Consider the following 21,515-nt stretch of genomic DNA (forward strand, 5'->3'; position numbering starts at 1 on the left):
GCAAGCAATGACTGCCAGCGATGCTACTGGCAGCAGAATCGCTGAACGCCGAATGAAGGCCGGAAAGCAAAACGCCTGCTTGATGCAGGCGTTTTGCTGTTGGCCTTGAGAGGCTAACGTGTTGGTTGCGCGGGCAAGATTTGAACTTACGACCTTTGGGTTATGAGCCCAACGAGCTACCAGGCTGCTCCACCGCGCGGTATGTGAGTATTGTAGCTTACTCTGCCTTGGCCGTGTCAGCTGTAGTGTCTTCCGACACTTCAGGACGGTCCACCAGTTCGACCAGCGCCATGGGCGCGTTGTCACCAACGCGGAAACCCATCTTCAGGATACGCGTGTAGCCGCCGGGACGTGCCTTGTAGCGTGGGCCGATCTCAGCGAACAGCTTGACAACCATGTCGCGGTCGCGCAGGCGGTCAAATGCCAGGCGCTTGTTGGCCAGAGTAGGTTCCTTGCCAAGGGTGATCATGGGTTCGACCACGCGGCGCAATTCCTTGGCCTTGGGCAGAGTAGTCTTGATGACTTCGTGCTGCAGCAGCGAGTTCATCATGTTGCGCAGCATGGCGAGGCGGTGCTCGCTGGTGCGGTTGAGTTTACGTAATCCGTGTCCGTGGCGCATGGTGTTTCCTTTTTTAAAATCCAGGCAGCCGTATCAGGTACTGCCCGTGCGAGATCCCCTTTCAGGCGGGATCTTGTGGTTCAAATTAACGCTTGTCGAGGCCGGCGGGTGGCCAGCTTTCCAGGCGCATACCAAGGGTCAGGCCGCGCGATGCAAGCACTTCCTTGATTTCGTTGAGCGATTTACGACCCAGGTTCGGCGTCTTCAGCAACTCGTTCTCGGTGCGCTGGATCAGGTCGCCGATGTAGTAAATGTTTTCCGCTTTGAGGCAGTTCGCCGAACGCACGGTAAGTTCGAGCTCATCGACAGGGCGCAGCAGGATCGGATCGAACTGCTGCGAGCTGCGCTGAACGGGTGCGTCAAACGCGGCCAGTTCATTGCCTTCGAGCTGTGCGAACACGGCCAGCTGCTCCACCAGGATCTTGGCCGAGGCACGGACAGCATCTTCAGCCGTCACGGCGCCGTTGGTTTCGATTTCCAGCACGAGCTTGTCGAGGTCGGTGCGCTGCTCAACGCGGGCGCTTTCGACGATGTAGCTCACGCGCTTGACGGGCGAAAAAGACGCGTCCAGCACAATCCGGCCAATCGACTTTGGCGACTCATCGCCATAGCGGCGCTGGTTGCCGGGCACGTAGCCGCGGCCGTTTTCAACCTTGATCTGCATGTCGATCTTGCCGCCGTGCGACAAGTTCACGATCACGTGTTCAGGGTTGATGATTTCCACGTCGTGCGGAGTCTGAATGTCGGCGGCAGTGACTGGGCCTTCGCCGTCTTTGCGCAGGCTCAGCGTGACTTCGTCGCGGTTGTGGAGCTTGAACACCACACCCTTGAGGTTCAACAGGATGTTGACGACGTCTTCCTGCACACCGTCGATAGATGAGTACTCGTGCAGGACGCCCGCGATGGTGACTTCGGTGGCGGCGTGGCCGACCATGGAAGACAACAGTACGCGGCGCAGCGCGTTGCCCAGCGTATGGCCGTAGCCACGCTCAAACGGTTCCAGAGTCACCTTGGCGCGGTTGGCGCCAAGCTGCTCAACATTAATGGTTTTTGGTTTCAACAAATTGGTCTGCATGCAGTCTTCCTCTCAATACCCTCGGTTCGTTACACCGATAAGGCCGGCGAAGCACACCCTGGCGATACGGTGCCCCGTATCGCAGGAACGAAAAATTAGCGCGAGTACAACTCGACGATCAACGATTCGTTGACGTCGGCGGCAAACTCGTCGCGATCGGGTACCTTCTTGAAGGTGCCTTCTCCCTTGTCGGCGTTCACATCGACCCAAGCGGGCAGGCCAACCTGTTTTGCAAGCTCAAGGGCTTCCGTGATGCGGGTCTGCTTCTTCGACTTGTCGCGTACGGCGATGACGTCACCGGCCTTGACCATGTACGAAGGAATATTGACAGATCCGCCATTGACCGTGATGGCCTTGTGCGAGACCAGCTGACGCGCTTCAGCACGGGTCGAACCGAAGCCCATGCGATACACAACGTTGTCCAGACGCGACTCAAGAATGAACAGCAGATTGGCGCCGGTATTGCCCTTGCGACGATCCGCTTCTTCGAAATAACGCCGGAACTGCTTTTCGAGCACGCCATACATGCGCTTGACTTTTTGCTTTTCGCGCAGTTGCAGGCCGAAGTCGGAGGTGCGGGTACCGGAGGTACGGCCGTGCTGACCTGGCTTGGAGTCGAATTTGGCCTTGTCGCTGATAGCGCGGCGTGCGCTCTTCAGGAACAGGTCGGTGCCTTCACGGCGGGATAGTTTGGCCTTGGGGCCTAGGTAACGTGCCACTTGAGTGTCCTTTTGTCATCTGCTGCAATGAATTGCAGGAGCCGGAGGTCGTAACCTGCGGCGGTGGGCTTGGTAAAAATGCCTGGTATTTGACGGACTAAAACAACCCGTCGGGTACCTGGGCACGGGGAATTAAATGCGGCGGCGCTTTTGCGGGCGGCAGCCGTTGTGCGGAACCGGGGTCACGTCGGCAATCGAATTGATCCGGATGCCGAGTGCGCCCAAAGCGCGAACAGATGATTCACGGCCTGGACCAGGACCCTTGATTTCAACGTCAAGATTCTTGATGCCTTGCTCAATGGCGGCGCGACCAGCCACTTCGGAAGCGACCTGCGCTGCGAATGGGGTGGATTTGCGCGAGCCCTTGAAACCCTGACCACCGGAAGATGCCCAGGACAAAGCATTGCCCTGACGATCCGTTATGGTGATGATCGTGTTGTTGAAAGAAGCGTGGACGTGGGCGATACCATCGGCCACGTTCTTGCGAACTTTCTTGCGAACGCGCTGTGCGGCGTTATTGCTTGGTGATTTTGCCATGACGACCTCTCAATTATTTCTTCAAAGCTGCAGCGGCCTTGCGCGGGCCCTTGCGGGTACGGGCATTGGTCCGGGTGCGCTGACCGCGCATGGGCAGGCCACGACGGTGGCGGAAGCCGCGGTAGCAGCCGATGTCCATCAGGCGCTTGATGTTCATCGTGGTTTCACGACGCAAGTCACCTTCGATGGTGAACAGGGCGATCTGCTCACGGATTTTTTCCAGGTCGCCATCGGTCAGGTCTTTGACCTTTTTGGCGTAAGCGATATCACATGCTTCGCAAATTTTGCGAGCACGTGTGCGACCGATGCCAAAGATAGCAGTCAAGCCGATTTCGGCGTGTTGCTGCGGCGGAATATTGATACCAGCGATACGAGCCATGTTCGTCCTCTAAAACTCTTGAAATCAGCCTTGACGCTGTTTGTGACGTGGATCCGTGCAAATCACACGGACAACGCCCTTGCGACGGATAACTTTGCAGTTACGGCAAATTTTCTTGACCGAAGCTGAAACTCTCATTTCTATTACTCCTAAACTTTCACTCTGTGCTTACTTGGCACGGAAAACAATTCGTGCGCGCGATAAATCGTAAGGCGTTAACTCAACCGTTACCTTGTCACCGGGAAGAATGCGGATGTAGTGCATACGCATTTTTCCCGAGATGTGCCCCAGTACAACATGTCCATTTTCCAGCTTCACCCTGAAAGTCGCATTGGGGAGGTTTTCTACAACCTCGCCTTGCATCTGGATCACATCGTCTTTAGACATATCCCATCAAATACCCAGTTAACCGCCCAGTGACGTCTTGAAGTTCGCCTTTTTAAGCAACGACTCATACTGTTGCGACATCATGTAGTTCTGTACCTGGGCCATGAAATCCATGGTCACCACGACAATAATCATCAACGACGTACCGCCAAAATAGAACGGCACGTTGTATTTCAAAATCAAGAATTCCGGCAGCAGACACACGAATGTGATGTAAACCGCACCCGCCAGCGTCAAACGCACCAGGATTTTGTCAATGTAGCGGGCTGTCTGATCACCCGGCCGAATACCCGGAATGAACGCACCGCTCTTTTTCAGGTTGTCTGCCGTTTCACGGCTGTTGAACACCAGCGCCGTATAGAAGAAGCAGAAGAACACAATCGCGCTGGCGTACAGCATCACATAGATGGGCTGGCCCGGCGTCAGCGTGCTGGCGATGTCTTTGAGCCAGCGCATGCTTTCACCGGTGCTAAACCAGCCCACAACCGTGGCAGGCAGCAAAATGATCGATGAAGCGAAAATCGGTGGGATCACGCCCGCCATGTTCAACTTCAGCGGCAAGTGCGATGACTGCCCACCGTAAACCTTGTTACCCACCTGGCGCCGCGCATAGTTCACAAGAATCTTGCGCTGCCCACGCTCTACGAACACCACGAAATAGGTCACCAGCACGACCACCGCGACGATCACAATGGCCACCAGAATACTCATCGCGCCAGTACGCACCAGTTCCAGCAAACCGCCCATCGCATTCGGCAACCCGGCCGCGATACCCGCGAAAATCAGGATCGAAATACCGTTACCCAAACCGCGCTCTGTAATCTGCTCACCCAGCCACATCAGGAACATCGTGCCGGCCGTCAGGCTGAACACTGCAGTCATGCGGAAACCAAAACCGGGTGCCAGCACCAGGCCTGGCGAGCTTTCCAGCGCCACGGCAATGCCCATAGACTGGAACAGTGCCAAAGCCAGCGTGCCGTAACGTGTGTACTGCGTAATCTTGCGTCGGCCGCTTTCGCCTTCTTTTTTCATCTGCTCGAACGTCGGAACGACGTACGTCAGCAACTGCATGATGATCGATGCCGAGATGTACGGCATGATGCCCAGGGCAAAAACCGTAAAGCGCGACAGGGCCCCACCAGAAAACATATTGAACAGGTTCAATATGCCGCCTTGTTGGCCCTTGAACAGCTCTTTGAGCTGGCCAGGATCAATCCCTGGCACCGGGATGTGCGCGCCAATGCGGTACACCACGAGAGCCAGCAGCAAAAACACAAGCCGGTTGCGCAAATCACCGTACTTGCCGGTCTTCGCAATTTGAGCTGAGTTGGTTGCCACTGAGTTTCCAGTCAGGTATTTAAGCGACAGAGCCGCCGGCGGCTTCAATAATGGCCTTGGCCCCTGCCGTGGCGGAAATGCCGTTCAGCTTGACAGCCTTGGACAGCTCCCCCGACTTGATGACCTTGACGTTCTTGGCAAGCTGGCCCACCAGGCCGGCAGTCTTCAGTGCCAGCAAATCAACTTCAGCCAGACCCAGCTGCTCCAGCGCACTCAGGGTAACCTCGGCGTTGAACTTGAGCAGATGCGACTTGAAGCCACGCTTTGGCAAACGGCGCTGCATAGGCATTTGACCGCCTTCGAAGCCCACCTTGTGGTAGCCACCAGCACGTGATTTCTGACCTTTATGGCCGCGTCCAGATGTTTTACCCAGACCGGAGCCAATGCCACGACCGACGCGTCGCTTGGCATGTTTAGCGCCTTGGCCAGGCTTGATTCCGTTCAATTCCATTTTGAGTCTCCGCTCAGACAATCTTGACCAGATAGCTGATCTTGTTGATCATGCCGCGCACTGCGGGCGTATCCTGCAATTCGCTGACGCTGTTGACGCCACGAAGGCCCAGACCGCGCACAGTGGCGCGATGCGATTCCTTGGTGCCAATCGGGCTGCGAACCAGCTGGACTTTGACTTTGGTTTCTTTGGTCATTTTCAATGCCGCCTTAGCCGAAGATCTCTTCGACCGATTTGCCACGTTTGGCCGCAATTTCAGAAGCGGTCGTGGAATTATTCAGTGCGTCCATGGTGGCGCGCACCATGTTGTAAGGGTTGCTCGAACCATGGCTCTTCGCCACGATGTCGGTGATGCCCATGACTTCGAAAACGGCGCGCATTGGACCGCCAGCAATGATGCCGGTACCCTTGGGGGCCGGCGCCATCATGACGCTGGCTGCACCGTGGTGGCCGAAAACATTGTGGTGAATGGTGCCGTTTTTCAACGAAACCTTGGTCATGTTGCGGCGCGCTTCTTCCATCGCCTTTTGCACGGCTGCCGGCACTTCTTTCGACTTGCCCTTGCCCATGCCGACGCGGCCATCGCCGTCACCCACGACGGTCAACGCGGCGAAACCGAGGATACGACCGCCCTTCACGACTTTGGTCACGCGGTTAACCGCGATCATTTTTTCCTTCAGACCATCGTCTGGAGCGTCGTTTTGCTGTTTTGCTTGAAACTTAGCCATACTTAATTCCAGTCTGCTTAGAACTGCAAACCAGCTTCGCGAGCCGCCTCAGCCAACGCTTTGACGCGGCCGTGGTACGCAAAACCGGCGCGATCAAACGCCACTTTTTCAACACCTGCTGCTTTTGCCTTTTCGGCAATGCGTTTGCCAATGGCTTGCGCAGCAGCAACGTTTCCACCTTTACCCGAAGCGCCGATTTCCTTGCGGACTTCCACTTCCGCGGTGGAAGCAGCAGCCAGGACCTTGGTGCCGTCGCCAGAAATAACGCTGGCATAGATATGCAGATTGGTGCGATTCACGGTCAAACGGGCAACACCTTGCGTAGCAATGCGAATGCGGGTCTGGCGTGAACGACGAAGGCGCTGCTCTTTTTTGGTCAACATGATGCAGCTCCTTATTTCTTCTTGGTTTCTTTGATCGTGATCTTCTCATCCACATAGCGGATGCCCTTGCCCTTGTAAGGCTCGGGAGGACGAACAGCACGAACTTCAGCGGCGATCTGGCCGACGCGCTGGCGGTCGGAACCCTTGATCACCACTTCCGTGGGAGTCGGGGTTGCAACAGTGATGCCAGCAGGCATGTCCATGATCACAGGGTGCGAATACCCCACGGTCAGGTTCAGCTTGGCGCCTTGGGCCTGGGCTTTGTAGCCCACGCCGACCAGGCTCAATTTTTTCTCGAAGCCCTTGGTGACACCCGTCACCATGTTGTTCACGAGCTGGCGCATCGTGCCGCTCATGGCATTGGCTTCACGCGAATCATTGGCCGGCACAAAAGTCAGCTTGCCCGCATCGTTCTTGATGGTGACAAGCGCGTTCTGTGTCAGCGCCAGGGTGCCGAGAGCGCCCTTGACATTGATCTGGTCTGCTTTCATGGCCACGTCCACACCCTGAGGTACGGTCACTGGCATTTTTCCTACACGAGACATTTCAGTTTCTCCTCAATGCCGCCGTTAGGCCACGTAGCAAAGCACTTCACCACCGATACCGGTAGCGCGGGCTTTACGATCGGTCATGACGCCTTGCGGGGTCGTGACAATTGCCACACCAAGGCCATTCATGACCTGGGGGATGGCGCCATGGCCTTTGTAAACACGAAGGCCGGGGCGGCTGACGCGCTCGATGCGCTCAATCACGGGCTTGCCTGCGTAATACTTCAGGGCGATTTCCAGCTGGGACTTGCCCTCATCGGTCTTGACGGAGAAGCCATCAATGTAGCCCTCATCCTTCAGAACCTGCGCGATGGCAACTTTGACTTTTGACGAAGGCACCAGCACAACGGCTTTTTCAACCATTTGCGCATTGCGGATGCGGGTCAACATGTCGGCGATAGGATCACTCATGCTCATTTTGTGTTCTCCTATGCTTACCAGCTTGCCTTGGTGATACCAGGGATATCACCAGCAAATGCCAACTCACGGATCTTGGCGCGAGCCAGACCGAATTGACGGAAAGTACCGCGCGGGCGGCCCGTGATCGCGCAGCGGTTACGCTGGCGGGTCGGGTTCGCATTGCGGGGCAGTTTTTGCAGCTCGAGGCGAGCCAGCTGACGCTCTTCATCAGAGCGCTTGGCGTCGTTGGACGTCGCCTTGAGTTCAGCGTATTTCTTGGCGAACTTCGCGGCGAGTTTCTCGCGCTTCAGTTCACGTTGCAGTAAAGCTTGTTTTGCCATGTCCCGCCTCAGTTCTTGAACGGAAAACGGAAGGCGGTGAGGAGTGCCTTGCACTCTTCATCGGTCTTTGCCGTTGTGGTGATGCTGATATTCAGGCCACGCAAGGCATCAACCTTGTCGTACTCGATCTCAGGGAAAATAATCTGCTCTTTCACGCCGATGTTGTAGTTTCCGCGGCCATCGAAGGCCCGGCCGGAAATACCGCGGAAGTCACGCACGCGGGGCAGGGCCACGGTGACGAAACGATCGAGGAACTCATACATCTTCACGCCGCGCAGGGTAACCATGCAGCCGATAGGCAAATCTTCGCGGATCTTGAAACCAGCGATAGCCTTCTTGGCCTTGGTCACAACAGGCTTCTGACCGGCAATCTTGGTCATGTCGCCAACGGCGTTGTCCATGACCTTCTTGTCGGCAACAGCCTCGCTCACACCCATGTTGAGAGTGATCTTAGTGATGCGGGGAACCTGCATGGGCGAGGTATAGCCGAATTTTTCAATCAGGCCGGGGGCGATTTTTTCGCGGTACTGAGCTTGCAGGCGGGCCTGCGAAGCAGCTTGTACAGGTGCGGTCTTTGCCATGTTATGCAACCTTGATTTCTTCGCCACTGGACTTGAAGACGCGCACTTTCTTGCCGTCTGCCAGGAGCTTGATGCCAACGCGATCCGCCTTGCCGGTAGCGGCATTGAAAATTGCCACGTTCGACTGGTGAATCGGCATGCTTTTTTCGACGATGCCGCCAGTGGTACCCTTGATCGGGTTGGGCTTGGTGTGTTTTTTCACCAGGTTGATCCCATCCACCAGCACATAGCTATCGTCTTTACGCAGCGAAATCTTGCCGCGCTTGCCTTTGTCGCGACCGGCGATCACGATGATCTCGTCGCCTTTACGGATTTTGTTCATGGCGAGTCCTTACAGAACTTCAGGAGCCAGGGACACGATCTTCATGAACTTTTCAGTGCGCAGTTCGCGCGTCACTGGTCCGAAGATGCGGGTGCCGATTGGCTCCAGCTTGGCGTTAAGCAACACTGCTGCGTTGCCGTCGAATTTGACGAGGGAGCCATCGCCACGGCGGATGCCTTTGGCGGTGCGAACGACCACAGCGCTGTAAACCTCGCCTTTTTTGACGCGGCCACGCGGAGCGGCTTCTTTGATGCTCACCTTGATGACGTCACCAACGCTGGCGTACCGGCGCTTGGAGCCGCCCAGAACCTTGATGCACATCACGGACTTGGCACCCGTGTTGTCAGCAACATCGAGCTTGGATTGCGTTTGAATCATTTAAATGTGTTCCCAACTTGCACCGGAAGGCAACCCCTTGGGATCACCAGCCAATCAGTCTTGGGCCCGTCGTCCACACCGCAAACCACTTGCAGTGCTTCCGTTAGGCAGAATTCCTCGCCTTTTAGAGCGAAGCCCACGATTATCACTAAATCATTTCGGGCTGTCAACCGACTGTTGCGAAATAACCGGCAACACCACCCAGTGGCTGCTTATCCCGGATAAACATCGGACAGACAGACCCGTTCGGTGCGCACAATTCGATTCCCTAAAAAATACGCCTCAAGGCCAATATGGACAAGCGCAAGCTGCTATTAATTTAATAGCAAAAAGCCGATTCTCAGTCGTTATTGCCGCAAACCGCCAGGGTATGCCGGGAAGGCTGTAGCCTTTTTGCCCATGAGCTTTGCCCCTACACCCGGCTTGACGTCAGGCTGGCGGAGTAAGGTATTGAGCACAAAGCGCCACAAAAGCCCCGAGCTGCGGGTCGATCCCGTTTTCCTCCCGGAGCAGGGCTGCCACCTCGGGCGCCAGCGTCCTCGCCAGCGCCGCATCAAGAAACAGCAAACGGGAACGGCGGGCCAGCACATCTTCCACGGTACGGGCGTATTCATGACGGGCGGCGAATCGCACCATGGCCTCCGTTAGCCCGCCGCCGAGTTCCCGCCCTGAGCCCGGCAGGTCTTGCACCACCGCAGATTCACTTCCATATAGGTGAATGCCAGGACTTTCGCTGATTTTATGGCTCGAGGCCTGAGCGCCCACTAACTTCAAGTTTATGGTGGCATCTGCCGGGCGCGAAGGCAGCAGCGCCGCGCCGAAGCATTTCGCCAAAACATCTTCAGCCATTGCCCGGTAAGTCGTCCACTTGCCGCCTGTCACCGTAACAAGGCCGCTTTTGCTGACCAGCACCGTATGCTCCCGAGACAAGGCCTGGGTACTGCCGGCGTCGTCATCCGGCGGTTTCACCAGCGGCCGCAACCCCACCCAGATGCTCTTGATGTCCGCCGGGCCCGGGGCACGGCTGAGATAGCGCGCCGATTCCCGCAGGATGAAATCGACCTCGTCTTTGAAGGGTAGCGGTTCACGCGCCAGGTCGTGGCGCGGCGTGTCGGTGGTTCCCAAAATGGTTTTACCCAGCCATGGCACGGCAAACAACACCCGGCCGTCGGCCGTCTTGGGAACCAGCAAGGCGTGGTCGCCAGGCAAAAACGAGCGGTCCACCACAATATGAACACCCTGGCTGGGTGCCACCATGGGCTTGGGGTCGCGCCCGGTGGCCTGCCCATCTTGCAGGCGCAGCTGATCCACCCAGACGCCAGCCGCGTTCACCACGCAGTTGGCGCGGATTTCGAATGTGCGGCCCGTTTCCTGGTCCCGTGCATGCAGGCCGACCAGCTTGCCGCCCTCATGGATCAGGCCCGATGCTTCGCAGTAATTGACCAGCAGCGCGCCCTGGCGGGCCGCCGTGCGGGCCAGCGCCAGCGCGAGGCGCGCATCGTCAAACTGGCCATCCCAATATTTGACGCCGCCCTTGAGGTGCTGTGGCTGTACCGTGGGAAGGCAAGCCAGGGTTTCCTGCCTGCTTAAAAACTCCGTGGCACCCAAGCCGGCCTTACCGGCCAAGGCGTCATACATCTTGAGCCCCACGCCATAAAAAGGTGCCTCCCAGAACTTGTAGGAAGGCATGACAAAGGGCAAAGGCTGTGCCAGGTGCGGCGCATTGGCCAGCAGCGTGGTGCGTTCGTGCAAGGCCTCACGCACCAGCGAGATATTGCCCTGCGCCAGATAGCGCACGCCGCCATGCACCAGTTTGGTGGCGCGGGACGATGTGCCCTTGGCAAAGTCGTGCGATTCGACCAGCACGACGGAAAACCCGCGGGCGGCCGCATCCAGCGCGACTCCCAGGCCGGTAGCGCCGCCGCCAATGATCGCGATGTCGTAGTGGTGCGGCTCGGCAAGCCGGGCCATTAAATCCTGGCGCCGCGTCTGCGCAGGCGCTAAATCAGTCGTCATGGGCCTTGCTTCCCGTTTCCATACAAACCCATCGGTAAAAGAGCGCCGAGCTTACCCGGCGCTTGTTGCAATAACCTGAATCCTGAAAAAAAACGGCCGTGCAGCACTTGCGCACTGCACGGCCACGCGATCAGCGTACTTTTCCGTCTTTCCAGGCCTGCAGCAACTTGTCGTAGTTGATGGTTTCGCCCTTGGGTTTTTCATTGGCCAGCTTGGCCCATGGCGCACCCTTGTCGCTCAGCCATTTGGCGGGGTCACCCTTGGGGTTGAGCTTGGGCGCGCAGTGGGCCATACCGGCACGCTCCAGACGACCCATCACCTGATCCATCTCATCGGCCAGCGTATCCATCGCACCCTGCGGGGTCTTTTCACCCGTTACGGCCTGGGCCACGTTCTTCCACCACAGCTGCGCCAGCTTGGGGTAGTCGGGTACGTTGTTGCCCGTCGGCGTCCAGGCCACGCGGGCCGGGCTGCGGTAGAACTCAATCAGGCCACCGTAATTGGCGGCATTCTTGGTGAAGTACTCATGATGGATGTCGCTGTCGCGGATGAAGGTCAGGCCCACCACCGATTTCTTGGCCGAAACGGTCTTGGAGGTGATGAACTGCGCGTACAGCCAGGCCGCGGCCACCTTGTTGGGGTCATGGTCCTTGAAGAAGGTCCAGGAGCCCACGTCCTGGTAGCCGTTTTGCATGCCCTGCTTCCAATACGGGCCGTTGGGGCCGGGCGCCATACGCCACTTCGGCGTACCGTCGGCGTTCACCACAGGTAGGCCCTTCTTGGTCATGTCGGCGGTAAAGGCCGTGTACCAGAAGATCTGCTGGGCGATCTGCCCTTGGGCCGGCACCGGGCCGGCTTCACCAAAGGTCATGCCGCTGGCCTCCTTGGGCGCGTACTTCTTCATCCAGTCCACGTACTTGGTCAGCGCGTAGACCGCAGCAGGTGAATTGGTGGCCCCGCCACGCGCAACAGAGGCGCCCACAGGCGTGCACTTGTCGGCCGCCACGCGAATGCCCCACTCGTCCACCGGCATGCCGTTGGGGATGCCCTTGTCGGCGGTGCCGGCCATGGACAGCCATGCGTCGGTAAAGCGCCAGCCCAGCGAGGGGTCCTTCTTGCCGTAGTCCATGTGGCCGTAAATCGGCTTGCCGTCTATGGTCTTCACGTCGTTGGTGAAGAACTCGGCGATGTCCTCATAGGCGCTCCAGTTCAGCGGCACCCCGAGGTCGTAGCCGTATTTGGCCTTGAACTTGTCCTGCAGGTCCTTGCGCGCGAACAGGTCGGCGCGGAACCAGTACAGGTTGGCGAACTGCTGGTCGGGCAACTGGTAGAGCTTGCCGTCAGGCGCCGTGGTGAAGCTGGTGCCAATGAAGTCCTTGAGGTCCAGGCCCGGGTTGGTGTATTCCTTGCCCGCACCGGCCATGTAGTCGGACAACGCCAGAATCTTGCCGTAGCGGTAGTGGGTGCCGATCAGGTCGGAGTCGGAAATCCAGCCGTCGTAAATCGATTTGCCCGACTGCATGGACGTCTGCAGCTTTTCAACCACGTCGCCTTCCTGAATGATGTCGTGCTTGACCTTGATGCCGGTGATTTCCTCAAAGGCTTTTGCCAGCGTCTTCGATTCGTATTCGTGGGTCGTGATGGTCTCGGACACGACCGAGATTTCCTTCACGCCCTTGGCCTGCAGCTTCTTGGCCGCATCGATAAACCACTTCATCTCAGCCTGCTGCTTGTCCTTGGACAACGTAGAGGGCTGGAATTCGCTGTCAATCCATTTTTTCGCCTCAGCTTCGCCTGCCCAGCCAGGGCTGGCCATGGCACATGCCGCAGCCAGGGCCAGAGCCGTATAACGCATCTTCATGATTTGTCTCCTCATTGGTTCACTCCCCGTGGTTGAAGGCTTGTTCGGCTCCGGGGAATATGAGCCGGGTTCCTTTTCTGACTTCTATCCCTTGCGCATGACGAATGCGAGCAAGGCCATTGACAACACGAAGCTGATCCAGATCGACGGATCGCCCTCCAGACCCAGCCACCCCGCCAGCTTGCCGCTGATGCCCACAAAAATCAGGTTGACGTAGGCCGCGCTGAGCAGGCCGATGAAAAGCCGGTCGCCGCGGGTGGTTTCCAGCGGCAAAAATCCGCGCCGCATCGTTGTCGGGGATTTCAACTCCCATACCGTCATGCCCACCAGCATCAGCACGATGCAGGTAAAGAAAATTGCCACAGGCGTCGTCCAGGCCATCCACTCAAACATCTTTCATCTCCTTAAACGCAATGGCCCTAGCCACCAATCTGACCCCATTCAAGTGCCATCGCGGAACCGGCTTTGCCGGGCCGCAGGTGGCGTTCCTTGAGGGGGAGGCGCCGAAGGCGCTTCGGGGGTGCATCAAACTCTGCCCATCGCGAAGCCTTTTGCGATGTAGTTGCGCACAAACCAGATCACGATGGCGCCCGGCACGATGGTCAACACACCGGCCGCCGCCAGTGTGGCCCAGTCCATGCCCGAAGCCGACACAGTGCGCGTCATGGTCGCGACGATGGGCTTGGCGTTGACGCTGGTCAGCGTGCGCGCCAGCAGCAATTCGACCCAGCTGAACATGAAGCAGAAGAACGCCGCCACGCCGACACCGGCCTTGATGAGCGGCAGGAAAATGCGTACAAAGAAGCGGGGAAATGAATAGCCGTCGATGTACGCGGTCTCGTCAATCTCGCGCGGAATCCCGCTCATGAAACCTTCCAGGATCCACACCGCCAGCGGTACGTTGAACAGCAAATGAGCCAAGGCCACAGCGATGTGGGTGTCCATCAGCCCTACCGTGGTGTAGAGCTGAAAGAACGGCAGCAAGAACACCGCAGGCGGCGTCATGCGATTGGTCAGCAGCCAGAAGAACACGTGCTTGTCGCCCAGAAAGCTGTAACGCGAGAATGCGTAGGCGGCCGGCAAAGCCACAGTCACCGAAATCACCGTGTTGATGGCGACATAAATCAGGCTGTTGATGTAGCCCGAATACCAGGACGGGTCGGTGAAGATGGTCTTGTAGTTGTTCCAGGTGAACTCCTGGGGAAAGAACGAGAAGCTCGACAAAATTTCGGCATTTGTCTTGAAACTCATGTTGACCATCCAGTAGATGGGCAACAGCGCGAACAAAATGTAGGCAATCAGGAACAGCGTGCGCGCCTGGAACCTGGGTGCGTTGAGTGAATTCATTCCACGCCCTCCTTCTCTTGCGTACCGACACGCTGCATCCAGTTATAGAGGATGAAGCACAGCAGCAGGATGATCAAAAAGTAAATCAGCGAGAAAGCCGCCGCCGGGCCCAGGTCGAACTGGCCGACGGCTTTTTGCGTGAGGTATTGCGAAAGGAATGTCGTGGCGTTGCCCGGCCCGCCACCGGTCAGCACAAAAGGCTCGGTGTAAATCATGAAGCTGTCCATGAAGCGCAGCAGCACGGCGATCATCAGCACGCCGCGCATCTTGGGCAGCTGGATGTAGCGGAACACCGCGAACTTGCTGGCGCCGTCGATGCGCGCGGCCTGGTAGTAGGCGTCGGGAATGGAGCGCAAGCCGGCGTAGCCCAGCAGCGCCACCAAGGGCGTCCAATGCCACACGTCCATCAGCAGCACCGTCACCCAGGCATGCACGGCGTTGCCGGTGTAGCTGTAGTCAAACCCCATTTTCTGCAGCATGGCCCCCAGCAGGCCGATGTCGGCCCGCCCATAAATCTGCCAAATGGTGCCCACCACATTCCAGGGGATCAGCAGGGACAACGCCACAAGCACCAGCACCAGCGAGGCCTTCCAGCCCTGAGCGGGCATGGACAGCGCCAGCGCGATGCCCAAGGGAATTTCGACTGCCAGTACCGCCAGCGAAAACGTGAGCTGCCGCCATAGCGCCGCATGCAGCTCTTCGTCGCGCATCACCGATGCAAACCATTCCGTACCGACGAATACGCGCCGCTCCGGCGAAATGATGTCCTGCACAGAATAGTTGACGACCGTCATCAGCGGCAAAATGGCGGAGAACGCCACGCAAATGATGACCGGCAGCACCAGCAGCCAAGCCTTCTGGTTCACCGGTTTAGTCGTTGTGCTCATGGATTTACCCCCACGCTTGTCACTGCGTGTACTGCGCTGCCCCCCGAGGGGGCCGGAGCTTGCTTGAAGCGGTTCTGCGCTGCGTATGGATTTACCCCCACGCTTGTCACTGCGTGTACTGCGCTGCCCCCCGAGGGGGCCGGAGCTTGCTCGAAGCGGTTCTGCGCTGCGCTCATGCTGTCACCAGTTCGTCGTTGATATAGAGGCAGGTGTGCGGCCCCATGACCTGCAGCCAGACCTCCTCGCCTGCCTGCGGCGCGCGTGAGGCCGGGTTCAACCGGGCTTTCAGGGTGTGTTCGCCGATCCGGGCCGTCAGCATCCAGTGGGTGCCAATGTCCTGCACCAGCGTGACAGTGAACGGCAGCGCCGCCGGATCACCGGGTGCCGTCTTCACCACGTATTCAGGACGCACACCCAGCTTGAGTTCGCTGTCGGGCATGGCGCGTTCAGGCGGCAGCGCCAGCGGCCGGTCCGCGACGCGCAGCGCGCCACCGACGACGGTGGCCGGCAAAAAGTTCATGCCGGGTGATCCGATGAAGTGGCCTACAAACGTATGGCGGGGGCGCTCAAACAGCGCATCGGCCGAACCCGTCTGCACAGCACGGCCGCGCGTCATTACCACTACCTCTTCGGCAAAGGTCAACGCCTCCACCTGGTCGTGCGTCACATAAATCAGGGTGAGCCTCAATTCATGGTGAATCTGCTTGAGCTTGCGCCGCAATTGCCATTTGAGGTGCGGGTCAATCACCGTCAGGGGCTCGTCAAACAGCACGGCCGATACATCAGGGCGCACAAGGCCGCGTCCCAGCGAGATTTTCTGCTTGGCGTCTGCTGCCAGCCCGGCCGCGCGGTGGTTGAGCTGGCCGCTCATGTCCAGCATCTCGGCAATTTCACCGACGCGTTTTTTGATCTGGTCTTCCGGCACCTTGCGGTTGCGCAGTGGAAACGCCAGGTTTTCAGCCACCGTCATGGTGTCGTAGATCACCGGGAACTGGAACACCTGCGCGATATTGCGCTGCTGCGGCGTCGCATGTGTCACGTCCACGCCGTCGAATTTGACCGTGCCCTGCGACGGCACCAGCAAGCCCGACATGATGTTAAGCATGGTCGTCTTGCCGCAGCCTGAGGGGCCCAACAGCGCATAGGCGCCGCCATCGCGAAAACTCATGGTGAGCGGGAGCAACGCGTAGTCGCTGTCTTCGCGCGGATTCGGCCGATAGGCATGGGCCAGATCGAGATCAATACGCGCCATAAGGCCTCCACAACACCGCAGCCGATGCAAAAAGGTGCTTCATGCAAGTCCTCCCCTGCGCTCAGGCGCCAGCAACAAGGCGCCGGTTGCATCAAAGACATATACCTGGGCTGGACTGAGAAACAAGGTGATGGGCGCGCCCAGCTCAAAGTAATGCACACCGGTCAGCTGGGCCACCAGTTCACCCACCGCCGTGGCGACGTGAACAAAAGTGTCGGAACCCGAAATTTCGGCCAACTCGACCTTTCCCGGCAACGCCACATCGCCTTCGCGCGCCTGGATGCGCAGGGCGCTGCCGCGAACACCGGCCGTGAGGGTGACCAGGTTTTGCGCCGGCGCATCGGGCAAAGCCAGCACCAAGGTCGGCCCCGCCGCCAGTTGCAGGCCTTGCGGCGCGGGCAGTGCTGCCATCAGGTTCATGGGCGGGTCGCTGAAGGCACGCGCAACGCGCAAGGACCGCGGCGAGTGAAATACCTCGGCGGTCGGGCCGTACTGCAGCAGCTCGCCACCGTCCATCACGGCGGTATACCCTCCCAACAGCAGAGCCTCGCCAGGCTCGGTGGTGGCATAGATCACGGTGGAATCGCCGGCCGCAAAAAGCTGCGTCAGTTCTTCACGCAGTTCCTCGCGCAGCTTGTAGTCCAGGTTGACCAGCGGTTCGTCCAGCAGCATCAGGGGAGCCCCCTTGGCCAGTGCGCGGGCCAGGGCCACCCGCTGCTGCTGCCCGCCCGACAACTCCGCAGGGTAGCGGTCCAGGAACATCTCGATATGCAGGCGCTCGGCCAGTTTTCGCACTGTCTGGTCAATGTTCTTTTCCCCGCGCAACTTGAGGGGCGAGGCGATGTTGTCCGTCACCCGCAGCGAGGGGTAGTTGATGAACTGCTGGTAGACCATGGCGACATTCCGCTCACGAACCGGCATGCCGGTCACGTCGATTTCGTTCACCAGGACTTTTCCCTGCGTGGGGACGTCCAGGCCCGCCATGATGCGCATCAGGCTGGTTTTTCCGGCCTGCGTCGCACCCAACAGCACAGTGACTTCGCCACTGCGCGGCGCCAGGTTCATTTCATAAAGCCATTGTTCGGCGCCAACTTTTTTGCTGATGTGGTCCAGGGTCAGCTGCATCACGCGCGCCTTCCGTGCAACCGGCCATTGCAGATGCGTTGCAGCAACCCCAAACGGCGGCAGAGCTCCTGTGCCAGGGCAGTGGCAGGCAAACAAAAGGAAACAGTAGACAAGAGGAAGGCTCCCGGCGAAACTTTGAAGAAGTTCGGTTTTTTTCTATTTTTCTTCTTTTTTGATTGCTTTGTCTAATTGTTTTCCCTTATCTGTTTCCTTTTGTTTCGATATAAAGTTTCCAGACCTCCCCGACTCCCTTCAAACTTGAATCCGCGTGAACTCCAATCCCAGGCAAATCAAGCTCCTCGACGTCGTGCGAACCCACGGCTCGGCCTCGGTCGAGCAGCTTGCAGAAAAATTGGACGTGACCCTGCAGACCGTCCGGCGGGACGTGCAGCGACTGGCGGAGGCCGGCCTGCTGACGCGCTTTCACGGCGGCGTGCGAGTGCCCAGCTCCACCATCGAAAACATTGCGCACCGCCAGCGTGAAAGCCTTCATGCCGAAGGCAAGGCGCGCATCGCGCGCGCAGTGGCCAGGCGTGTTCCGAACGACTGCTCGCTGATCCTCAATATCGGCACCACCACCGAAGCCATCGCCAAGGCCCTGCTGCACCACAAGGGGCTGCGGGTCATTACCAACAACCTGAATGTGGCGGGCATCCTTTGCGGTAATACCGACTGCGAGGTCATCGTGGCGGGCGGCGTGGTGCGCTCGCGCGACCGGGGCATCGTGGGCGAGGCGGCGGTCGACTTCATACGCCAGTTCCGGGTCGACATCGCCGTCATCGGTATCTCTGGGATCGAGCCTGACGGCTCCCTGCGCGACTTCGACTACCGCGAAGTCAAAGTTGCCCAGACCATCATCGAGCATGCCCGCGAAGTCTGGCTGGCAGCCGACAGCAGCAAGTTCAACCGGCCTGCCATGGTGGAGCTCGCTACGCTCTCCCAAATTGACCGGCTGTTCACCGACATGCCCCCGCCCGAGCCGTTTCCAACCTTGCTGGAAGAGGCGGACGTCAACTGTGAAGTTGCCCATTCTTAAGCCCGCCGCACTTGTGCGCCGCCAGCGCCCTTTCATACACTCCAGCGCATGACATACCTTCTCGCACTCGACCAGGGAACCTCCAGTTCCCGCAGCATCGTGTTTGACGAACATGGCCACATCGTGGCCCTCGCGCAGCAAGAGCTGCCGCAGATCTACCCCAAACCCGGCTGGGTCGAGCACGACCTGAATGAAATCTGGCGCACCCAGCTGGCGACGGCGCGCGAAGTGCTGGCCAAGGCCCATATCAAGGCCAGCGATATCCGCGCCCTGGGCATCACCAACCAGCGCGAGACCACCGCCCTCTGGAACCGCAAGACCGGCATGCCGGTTCATCACGCCATCGTCTGGCAGGACAGGCGCGCGGAAGTCACCTGCGCCGAGTTGCGTGAGCGCGGCAAGGAAAAGCTGATCCAGTCCAAAACCGGGCTGCTGATCGATGCCTATTTTTCCGGCACCAAGCTCAAATGGCTGCTCGACAACGTGCCCGGCGCCCGCGCGCAGGCCGAGCGCGGCGAACTGGCCTTCGGCACCATCGACAGCTGGCTGATGTGGCAACTCACGGGCGGTGCACTGCATGCCACCGACGTCAGCAACGCCTCGCGCACCATGCTGTTCAACGTGCATACCAACCAGTGGGACGACGAGCTGCTTGAGCTGCTGGGCATCCCGGCCTCGCTGATGCCCAAGGTACTGCCTTCGAGCGCGCATTACGGCGAGGTGCGGCCCGACCTGCTGGGTCATGCCGTTGCGATAGGCGGCGTCGCCGGCGACCAGCAAAGCGCCCTCTTCGGCCAGGCCTGCTTCAAGGCCGGCATGGCCAAGAACACCTATGGCACCGGCTGCTTCATGCTGATGCACACCGGTGGGCAATTCCAGACCTCCCACAACGGCTTGCTGACCACCAGCGCGGCCCAGGCCACGGCGCAAACCCAGTTCGCCATTGAAGGCAGCGTGTTCGTCGGCGGCGCCGTGGTTCAGTGGCTGCGCGACGGCCTGCACGCCATCAAGGGCAGCGCCGAAGTGCAGGCGCTGGCCGAAAGCGTGCCAGATTCAGGCGGCGTGATGATGGTGCCGGCCTTCACCGGCCTGGGTGCGCCCTACTGGAAACCGGATGCGCGGGGCACCATCACCGGCCTCACGCGCGGCACCACCGTCGCCCATATCGCGCGCGCCGCACTCGAAAGCATCGCCTACCAAAGCGCCGCCCTGTTGCAGGCCATGAGCCGCGACGCGGTGAGCGCCGGTGCGGCGCCCGTGGCCGAGCTGCGCGTAGACGGCGGGGCCTGCGTCAACGACCTGCTGATGCAGTTCCAGGCCGACCTGCTGGGCATACCGGTGATCCGCCCGGCCGTGATTGAAACCACAGCACTGGGCGCCGCCTACCTGGCGGGGCTCTCCAGCGGCGTCTACAGCAGCATCGACGAGCTGTCGGGCATGTGGCGCGCCGAGCGCAAGTTTTTGCCTACGCTGGGCGCGGACCGGGCCGCTGAGCTGATGGCGCGCTGGGAACACGCAGTGCGGCAGACCGTGCTGCAGTAAGCGCGGCACGGCACGGTCTGCGCGCCCTGCCCTTGTCACATTTCCCACAAGCGCGGCCGCTAGACTTGGCGGCATGAACCCCTATGTCACAGCACCCTCCAGGCGCCGGCTGGTCCTCGGAGCCGGCGCAGCCGCAGTGCTGGGCCTGGCCGGCGGCAAGGCACCGCAGCCGGCAGCAGCGGCCACCCAGCCGGTCCGCACACGTCTGCGCCTGATTGGTGAGTCCCGCATTCCACACCGGTTGCAATTTCAGGGCACCACGGTGGGCGGTCTCTCAGGCATTGACTACGACGCCGCCAACAACCTGTATTACCTGATCAGCGACGACGCCTCCAGCATCAACCCCGTGCGGTTTTACACCGCACGCATCGCGCTGGACATGAACAGCCTGGGCCAGCCGGAATTGTTGGGCGTCACCCCCCTGCGCCAGGGCAACAGCAGCACGTATGAGGCCGTATTGCGGAGCGTGCAGGCCCCCGACCCGGAGTCGATTCGCTGGCGCCCCGACAACCAGACGCTGCTGTGGGTCACCGAGGGGCATTCCCTGACGGGCGTGGCGCCGGAGCTGCGCGAAAGCCGGGCTGACGGGACACTGGTTCGCGAATTTACGTTGCCGGCCATGTTTGATTTTCATCTCACCCGGGGGCCGCGCATCAATCTGGCGCTGGAAGGCCTGGCCTTGAGCCCGGACGGCAACCGGGCCTGGATCGCCATGGAAAACGCCATGCGCCAGGACGGCCCGCCGCCGACCGTACGGGCAGCCGGCGGGCCGTGCCGGTTCACCCAGCTGGACCTGACCAATGGGAAAGCCCTGCGGCAAATTGCCTATGTGCCCGACGCCATTCCGCGCGCACCTGTCGCGCCGGCCACCCATGCTGACAACGGCGTGGTGGAAATCCTGATGCTCGATGCTGACCGCATGCTCGTGCTGGAGCGGGCCTATATGGCTGGATGGGGCCCGCAGGCAGGTAACTCGCTGCGCCTGTACCTCATCGATACGCGGCAGGGGTCCGACACGCTCGCAACGCCTGTCCTGCAGACTGGCACCTACCGCGCGGCCGACAAAACACTGATCGCCGACTTTTCCACCTTCACCGGCTCGGGACCCGGCCTCCGGCTGGAGCGTCTGGACAATACGGAAGGCATGGCCTGGGGTCCGGTACTGCCCAACGGAAATCGCAGCCTGGTCTTCATTAGCGACGACAATTTCAGCTCCCGGCAAGTCAGCCAGTGGCTGGCCTTTGAATTTTTGGATTGACAACGC

The 21,515-nt window shown here is 59.5% G+C and carries 28 protein-coding genes and 1 tRNA gene; 3 read left to right on the plus strand and 26 right to left on the minus strand.

The annotated features are described in order from the left end of the window. Positions 1-122: 122 nt before the first annotated feature. From AC1DYR_RS14015 to AC1DYR_RS14140, 26 genes are all read right to left on the minus strand, one after another. A tRNA-Met gene (locus tag AC1DYR_RS14015) sits at positions 123-199 on the minus strand. 18 nt (positions 200-217) lie between these two features. Continuing rightward, entirely contained in the window at positions 218-619 is a 402-nt protein-coding gene (gene rplQ / locus AC1DYR_RS14020; protein WP_122954335.1) for a 50S ribosomal protein L17, read from the minus strand. 85 nt (positions 620-704) lie between these two features. Then, a complete protein-coding gene (locus AC1DYR_RS14025) occupies positions 705-1,694 on the minus strand; it encodes a DNA-directed RNA polymerase subunit alpha (RefSeq protein ID WP_122954336.1) in 990 nt (329 codons plus the stop codon). Between the two features lie 95 nt (positions 1,695-1,789). Then, positions 1,790-2,413 (minus strand): 30S ribosomal protein S4, encoded by a 624-nt coding sequence (gene rpsD, locus AC1DYR_RS14030; RefSeq protein WP_477705624.1) that lies wholly within the window; start codon positions 2,411-2,413, stop codon positions 1,790-1,792. Positions 2,414-2,545: 132 nt separating this feature from the next. After that, on the minus strand, positions 2,546-2,950 hold the full coding sequence (gene rpsK, locus AC1DYR_RS14035) for a 30S ribosomal protein S11 (RefSeq protein WP_007869288.1): 405 nt from the start codon (positions 2,948-2,950) through the stop codon (positions 2,546-2,548). A 13-nt stretch (positions 2,951-2,963) separates the two neighbouring features. Beyond that, on the minus strand, positions 2,964-3,329 hold the full coding sequence (gene rpsM / locus AC1DYR_RS14040; RefSeq protein ID WP_074579313.1) for a 30S ribosomal protein S13: 366 nt from the start codon (positions 3,327-3,329) through the stop codon (positions 2,964-2,966). 24 nt (positions 3,330-3,353) lie between these two features. Beyond that, entirely contained in the window at positions 3,354-3,467 is a 114-nt protein-coding gene (rpmJ, locus tag AC1DYR_RS14045) for a 50S ribosomal protein L36 (RefSeq protein ID WP_028820150.1), read from the minus strand. 30 nt (positions 3,468-3,497) lie between these two features. Further along, entirely contained in the window at positions 3,498-3,716 is a 219-nt protein-coding gene (infA, locus tag AC1DYR_RS14050) for a translation initiation factor IF-1 (RefSeq protein ID WP_007869286.1), read from the minus strand. Positions 3,717-3,734: 18 nt separating this feature from the next. Next, positions 3,735-5,054: a preprotein translocase subunit SecY gene (gene secY, locus AC1DYR_RS14055; protein ID WP_348045246.1), complete on the minus strand. Its 1,320-nt coding sequence runs from the start codon at positions 5,052-5,054 to the stop codon at positions 3,735-3,737. A 19-nt stretch (positions 5,055-5,073) separates the two neighbouring features. After that, positions 5,074-5,505, minus strand: coding sequence for a 50S ribosomal protein L15 (gene rplO / locus AC1DYR_RS14060; protein ID WP_122954339.1), 432 nt, complete (start codon positions 5,503-5,505; stop codon positions 5,074-5,076). Between the two features lie 13 nt (positions 5,506-5,518). Continuing rightward, positions 5,519-5,701 carry a 50S ribosomal protein L30 gene (gene rpmD, locus AC1DYR_RS14065; protein WP_122954340.1) on the minus strand — a complete coding sequence of 61 codons (183 nt, stop codon included), beginning with the start codon at positions 5,699-5,701 and terminating at the stop codon, positions 5,519-5,521. Positions 5,702-5,714: 13 nt separating this feature from the next. Further along, positions 5,715-6,233, minus strand: a complete 519-nt coding sequence (gene rpsE / locus AC1DYR_RS14070; protein WP_457281394.1) for a 30S ribosomal protein S5 — start codon at positions 6,231-6,233, stop codon at positions 5,715-5,717. 17 nt (positions 6,234-6,250) lie between these two features. Then, positions 6,251-6,616 (minus strand): 50S ribosomal protein L18, encoded by a 366-nt coding sequence (gene rplR, locus AC1DYR_RS14075; protein WP_457281395.1) that lies wholly within the window; start codon positions 6,614-6,616, stop codon positions 6,251-6,253. An 11-nt stretch (positions 6,617-6,627) separates the two neighbouring features. Then, positions 6,628-7,161, minus strand: coding sequence for a 50S ribosomal protein L6 (gene rplF / locus AC1DYR_RS14080; RefSeq protein WP_457281396.1), 534 nt, complete (start codon positions 7,159-7,161; stop codon positions 6,628-6,630). Between the two features lie 24 nt (positions 7,162-7,185). Continuing rightward, positions 7,186-7,581 carry a 30S ribosomal protein S8 gene (gene rpsH / locus AC1DYR_RS14085; RefSeq protein ID WP_371436766.1) on the minus strand — a complete coding sequence of 132 codons (396 nt, stop codon included), beginning with the start codon at positions 7,579-7,581 and terminating at the stop codon, positions 7,186-7,188. Between the two features lie 17 nt (positions 7,582-7,598). Then, the gene (gene rpsN / locus AC1DYR_RS14090) at positions 7,599-7,904 is read right to left on the minus strand and encodes a 30S ribosomal protein S14 (protein ID WP_188709725.1); all 306 of its coding nucleotides are present in this window, start codon (positions 7,902-7,904) and stop codon (positions 7,599-7,601) included. Positions 7,905-7,912: 8 nt separating this feature from the next. Then, positions 7,913-8,485 (minus strand): 50S ribosomal protein L5, encoded by a 573-nt coding sequence (rplE, locus tag AC1DYR_RS14095; RefSeq protein ID WP_092130238.1) that lies wholly within the window; start codon positions 8,483-8,485, stop codon positions 7,913-7,915. 1 nt (position 8,486) lies between these two features. After that, on the minus strand, positions 8,487-8,807 hold the full coding sequence (gene rplX / locus AC1DYR_RS14100) for a 50S ribosomal protein L24 (RefSeq protein ID WP_477705625.1): 321 nt from the start codon (positions 8,805-8,807) through the stop codon (positions 8,487-8,489). A 9-nt stretch (positions 8,808-8,816) separates the two neighbouring features. Then, positions 8,817-9,185, minus strand: a complete 369-nt coding sequence (gene rplN / locus AC1DYR_RS14105; protein ID WP_007869247.1) for a 50S ribosomal protein L14 — start codon at positions 9,183-9,185, stop codon at positions 8,817-8,819. A gap of 429 nt (positions 9,186-9,614) precedes the next feature. Next, complete coding sequence (locus AC1DYR_RS14110) at positions 9,615-11,201, minus strand: glycerol-3-phosphate dehydrogenase/oxidase (RefSeq protein ID WP_477705626.1); 1,587 nt, start codon at positions 11,199-11,201, stop codon at positions 9,615-9,617. A 130-nt stretch (positions 11,202-11,331) separates the two neighbouring features. Then, positions 11,332-13,062 (minus strand): ABC transporter substrate-binding protein, encoded by a 1,731-nt coding sequence (locus AC1DYR_RS14115; protein WP_477668672.1) that lies wholly within the window; start codon positions 13,060-13,062, stop codon positions 11,332-11,334. Positions 13,063-13,146: 84 nt separating this feature from the next. Beyond that, the gene (locus AC1DYR_RS14120; RefSeq protein WP_477668673.1) at positions 13,147-13,455 is read right to left on the minus strand and encodes a DUF2160 domain-containing protein; all 309 of its coding nucleotides are present in this window, start codon (positions 13,453-13,455) and stop codon (positions 13,147-13,149) included. A gap of 132 nt (positions 13,456-13,587) precedes the next feature. Further along, the gene (locus AC1DYR_RS14125; RefSeq protein ID WP_477646619.1) at positions 13,588-14,409 is read right to left on the minus strand and encodes a carbohydrate ABC transporter permease; all 822 of its coding nucleotides are present in this window, start codon (positions 14,407-14,409) and stop codon (positions 13,588-13,590) included. Next, on the minus strand, positions 14,406-15,296 hold the full coding sequence (locus AC1DYR_RS14130; protein WP_477646620.1) for a carbohydrate ABC transporter permease: 891 nt from the start codon (positions 15,294-15,296) through the stop codon (positions 14,406-14,408). Before AC1DYR_RS14130 ends, AC1DYR_RS14125 begins: the two co-directional genes overlap by 4 nt. Positions 15,297-15,468: 172 nt before the next feature. Continuing rightward, a complete protein-coding gene (locus tag AC1DYR_RS14135; protein WP_477705627.1) occupies positions 15,469-16,548 on the minus strand; it encodes an ABC transporter ATP-binding protein in 1,080 nt (359 codons plus the stop codon). Positions 16,549-16,587: 39 nt separating this feature from the next. After that, positions 16,588-17,673 (minus strand): ABC transporter ATP-binding protein, encoded by a 1,086-nt coding sequence (locus AC1DYR_RS14140; protein WP_477705628.1) that lies wholly within the window; start codon positions 17,671-17,673, stop codon positions 16,588-16,590. A 268-nt stretch (positions 17,674-17,941) separates the two neighbouring features. Here AC1DYR_RS14140 and AC1DYR_RS14145 point away from each other — a divergent pair, with 268 nt between their 5' ends. The 3 genes from AC1DYR_RS14145 (at position 17,942) to AC1DYR_RS14155 (ending at position 21,509) form a co-directional block, all read left to right on the plus strand. Beyond that, positions 17,942-18,709, plus strand: a complete 768-nt coding sequence (locus tag AC1DYR_RS14145) for a DeoR/GlpR family DNA-binding transcription regulator (RefSeq protein WP_477705629.1) — start codon at positions 17,942-17,944, stop codon at positions 18,707-18,709. A 48-nt stretch (positions 18,710-18,757) separates the two neighbouring features. After that, entirely contained in the window at positions 18,758-20,251 is a 1,494-nt protein-coding gene (gene glpK / locus AC1DYR_RS14150) for a glycerol kinase GlpK (protein WP_477705630.1), read from the plus strand. Positions 20,252-20,324: 73 nt separating this feature from the next. After that, the gene (locus AC1DYR_RS14155) at positions 20,325-21,509 is read left to right on the plus strand and encodes an esterase-like activity of phytase family protein (protein WP_477705631.1); all 1,185 of its coding nucleotides are present in this window, start codon (positions 20,325-20,327) and stop codon (positions 21,507-21,509) included. Positions 21,510-21,515 lie beyond the last annotated feature (6 nt).

The organism is Polaromonas sp. P1_F9, assembly GCF_056405615.1.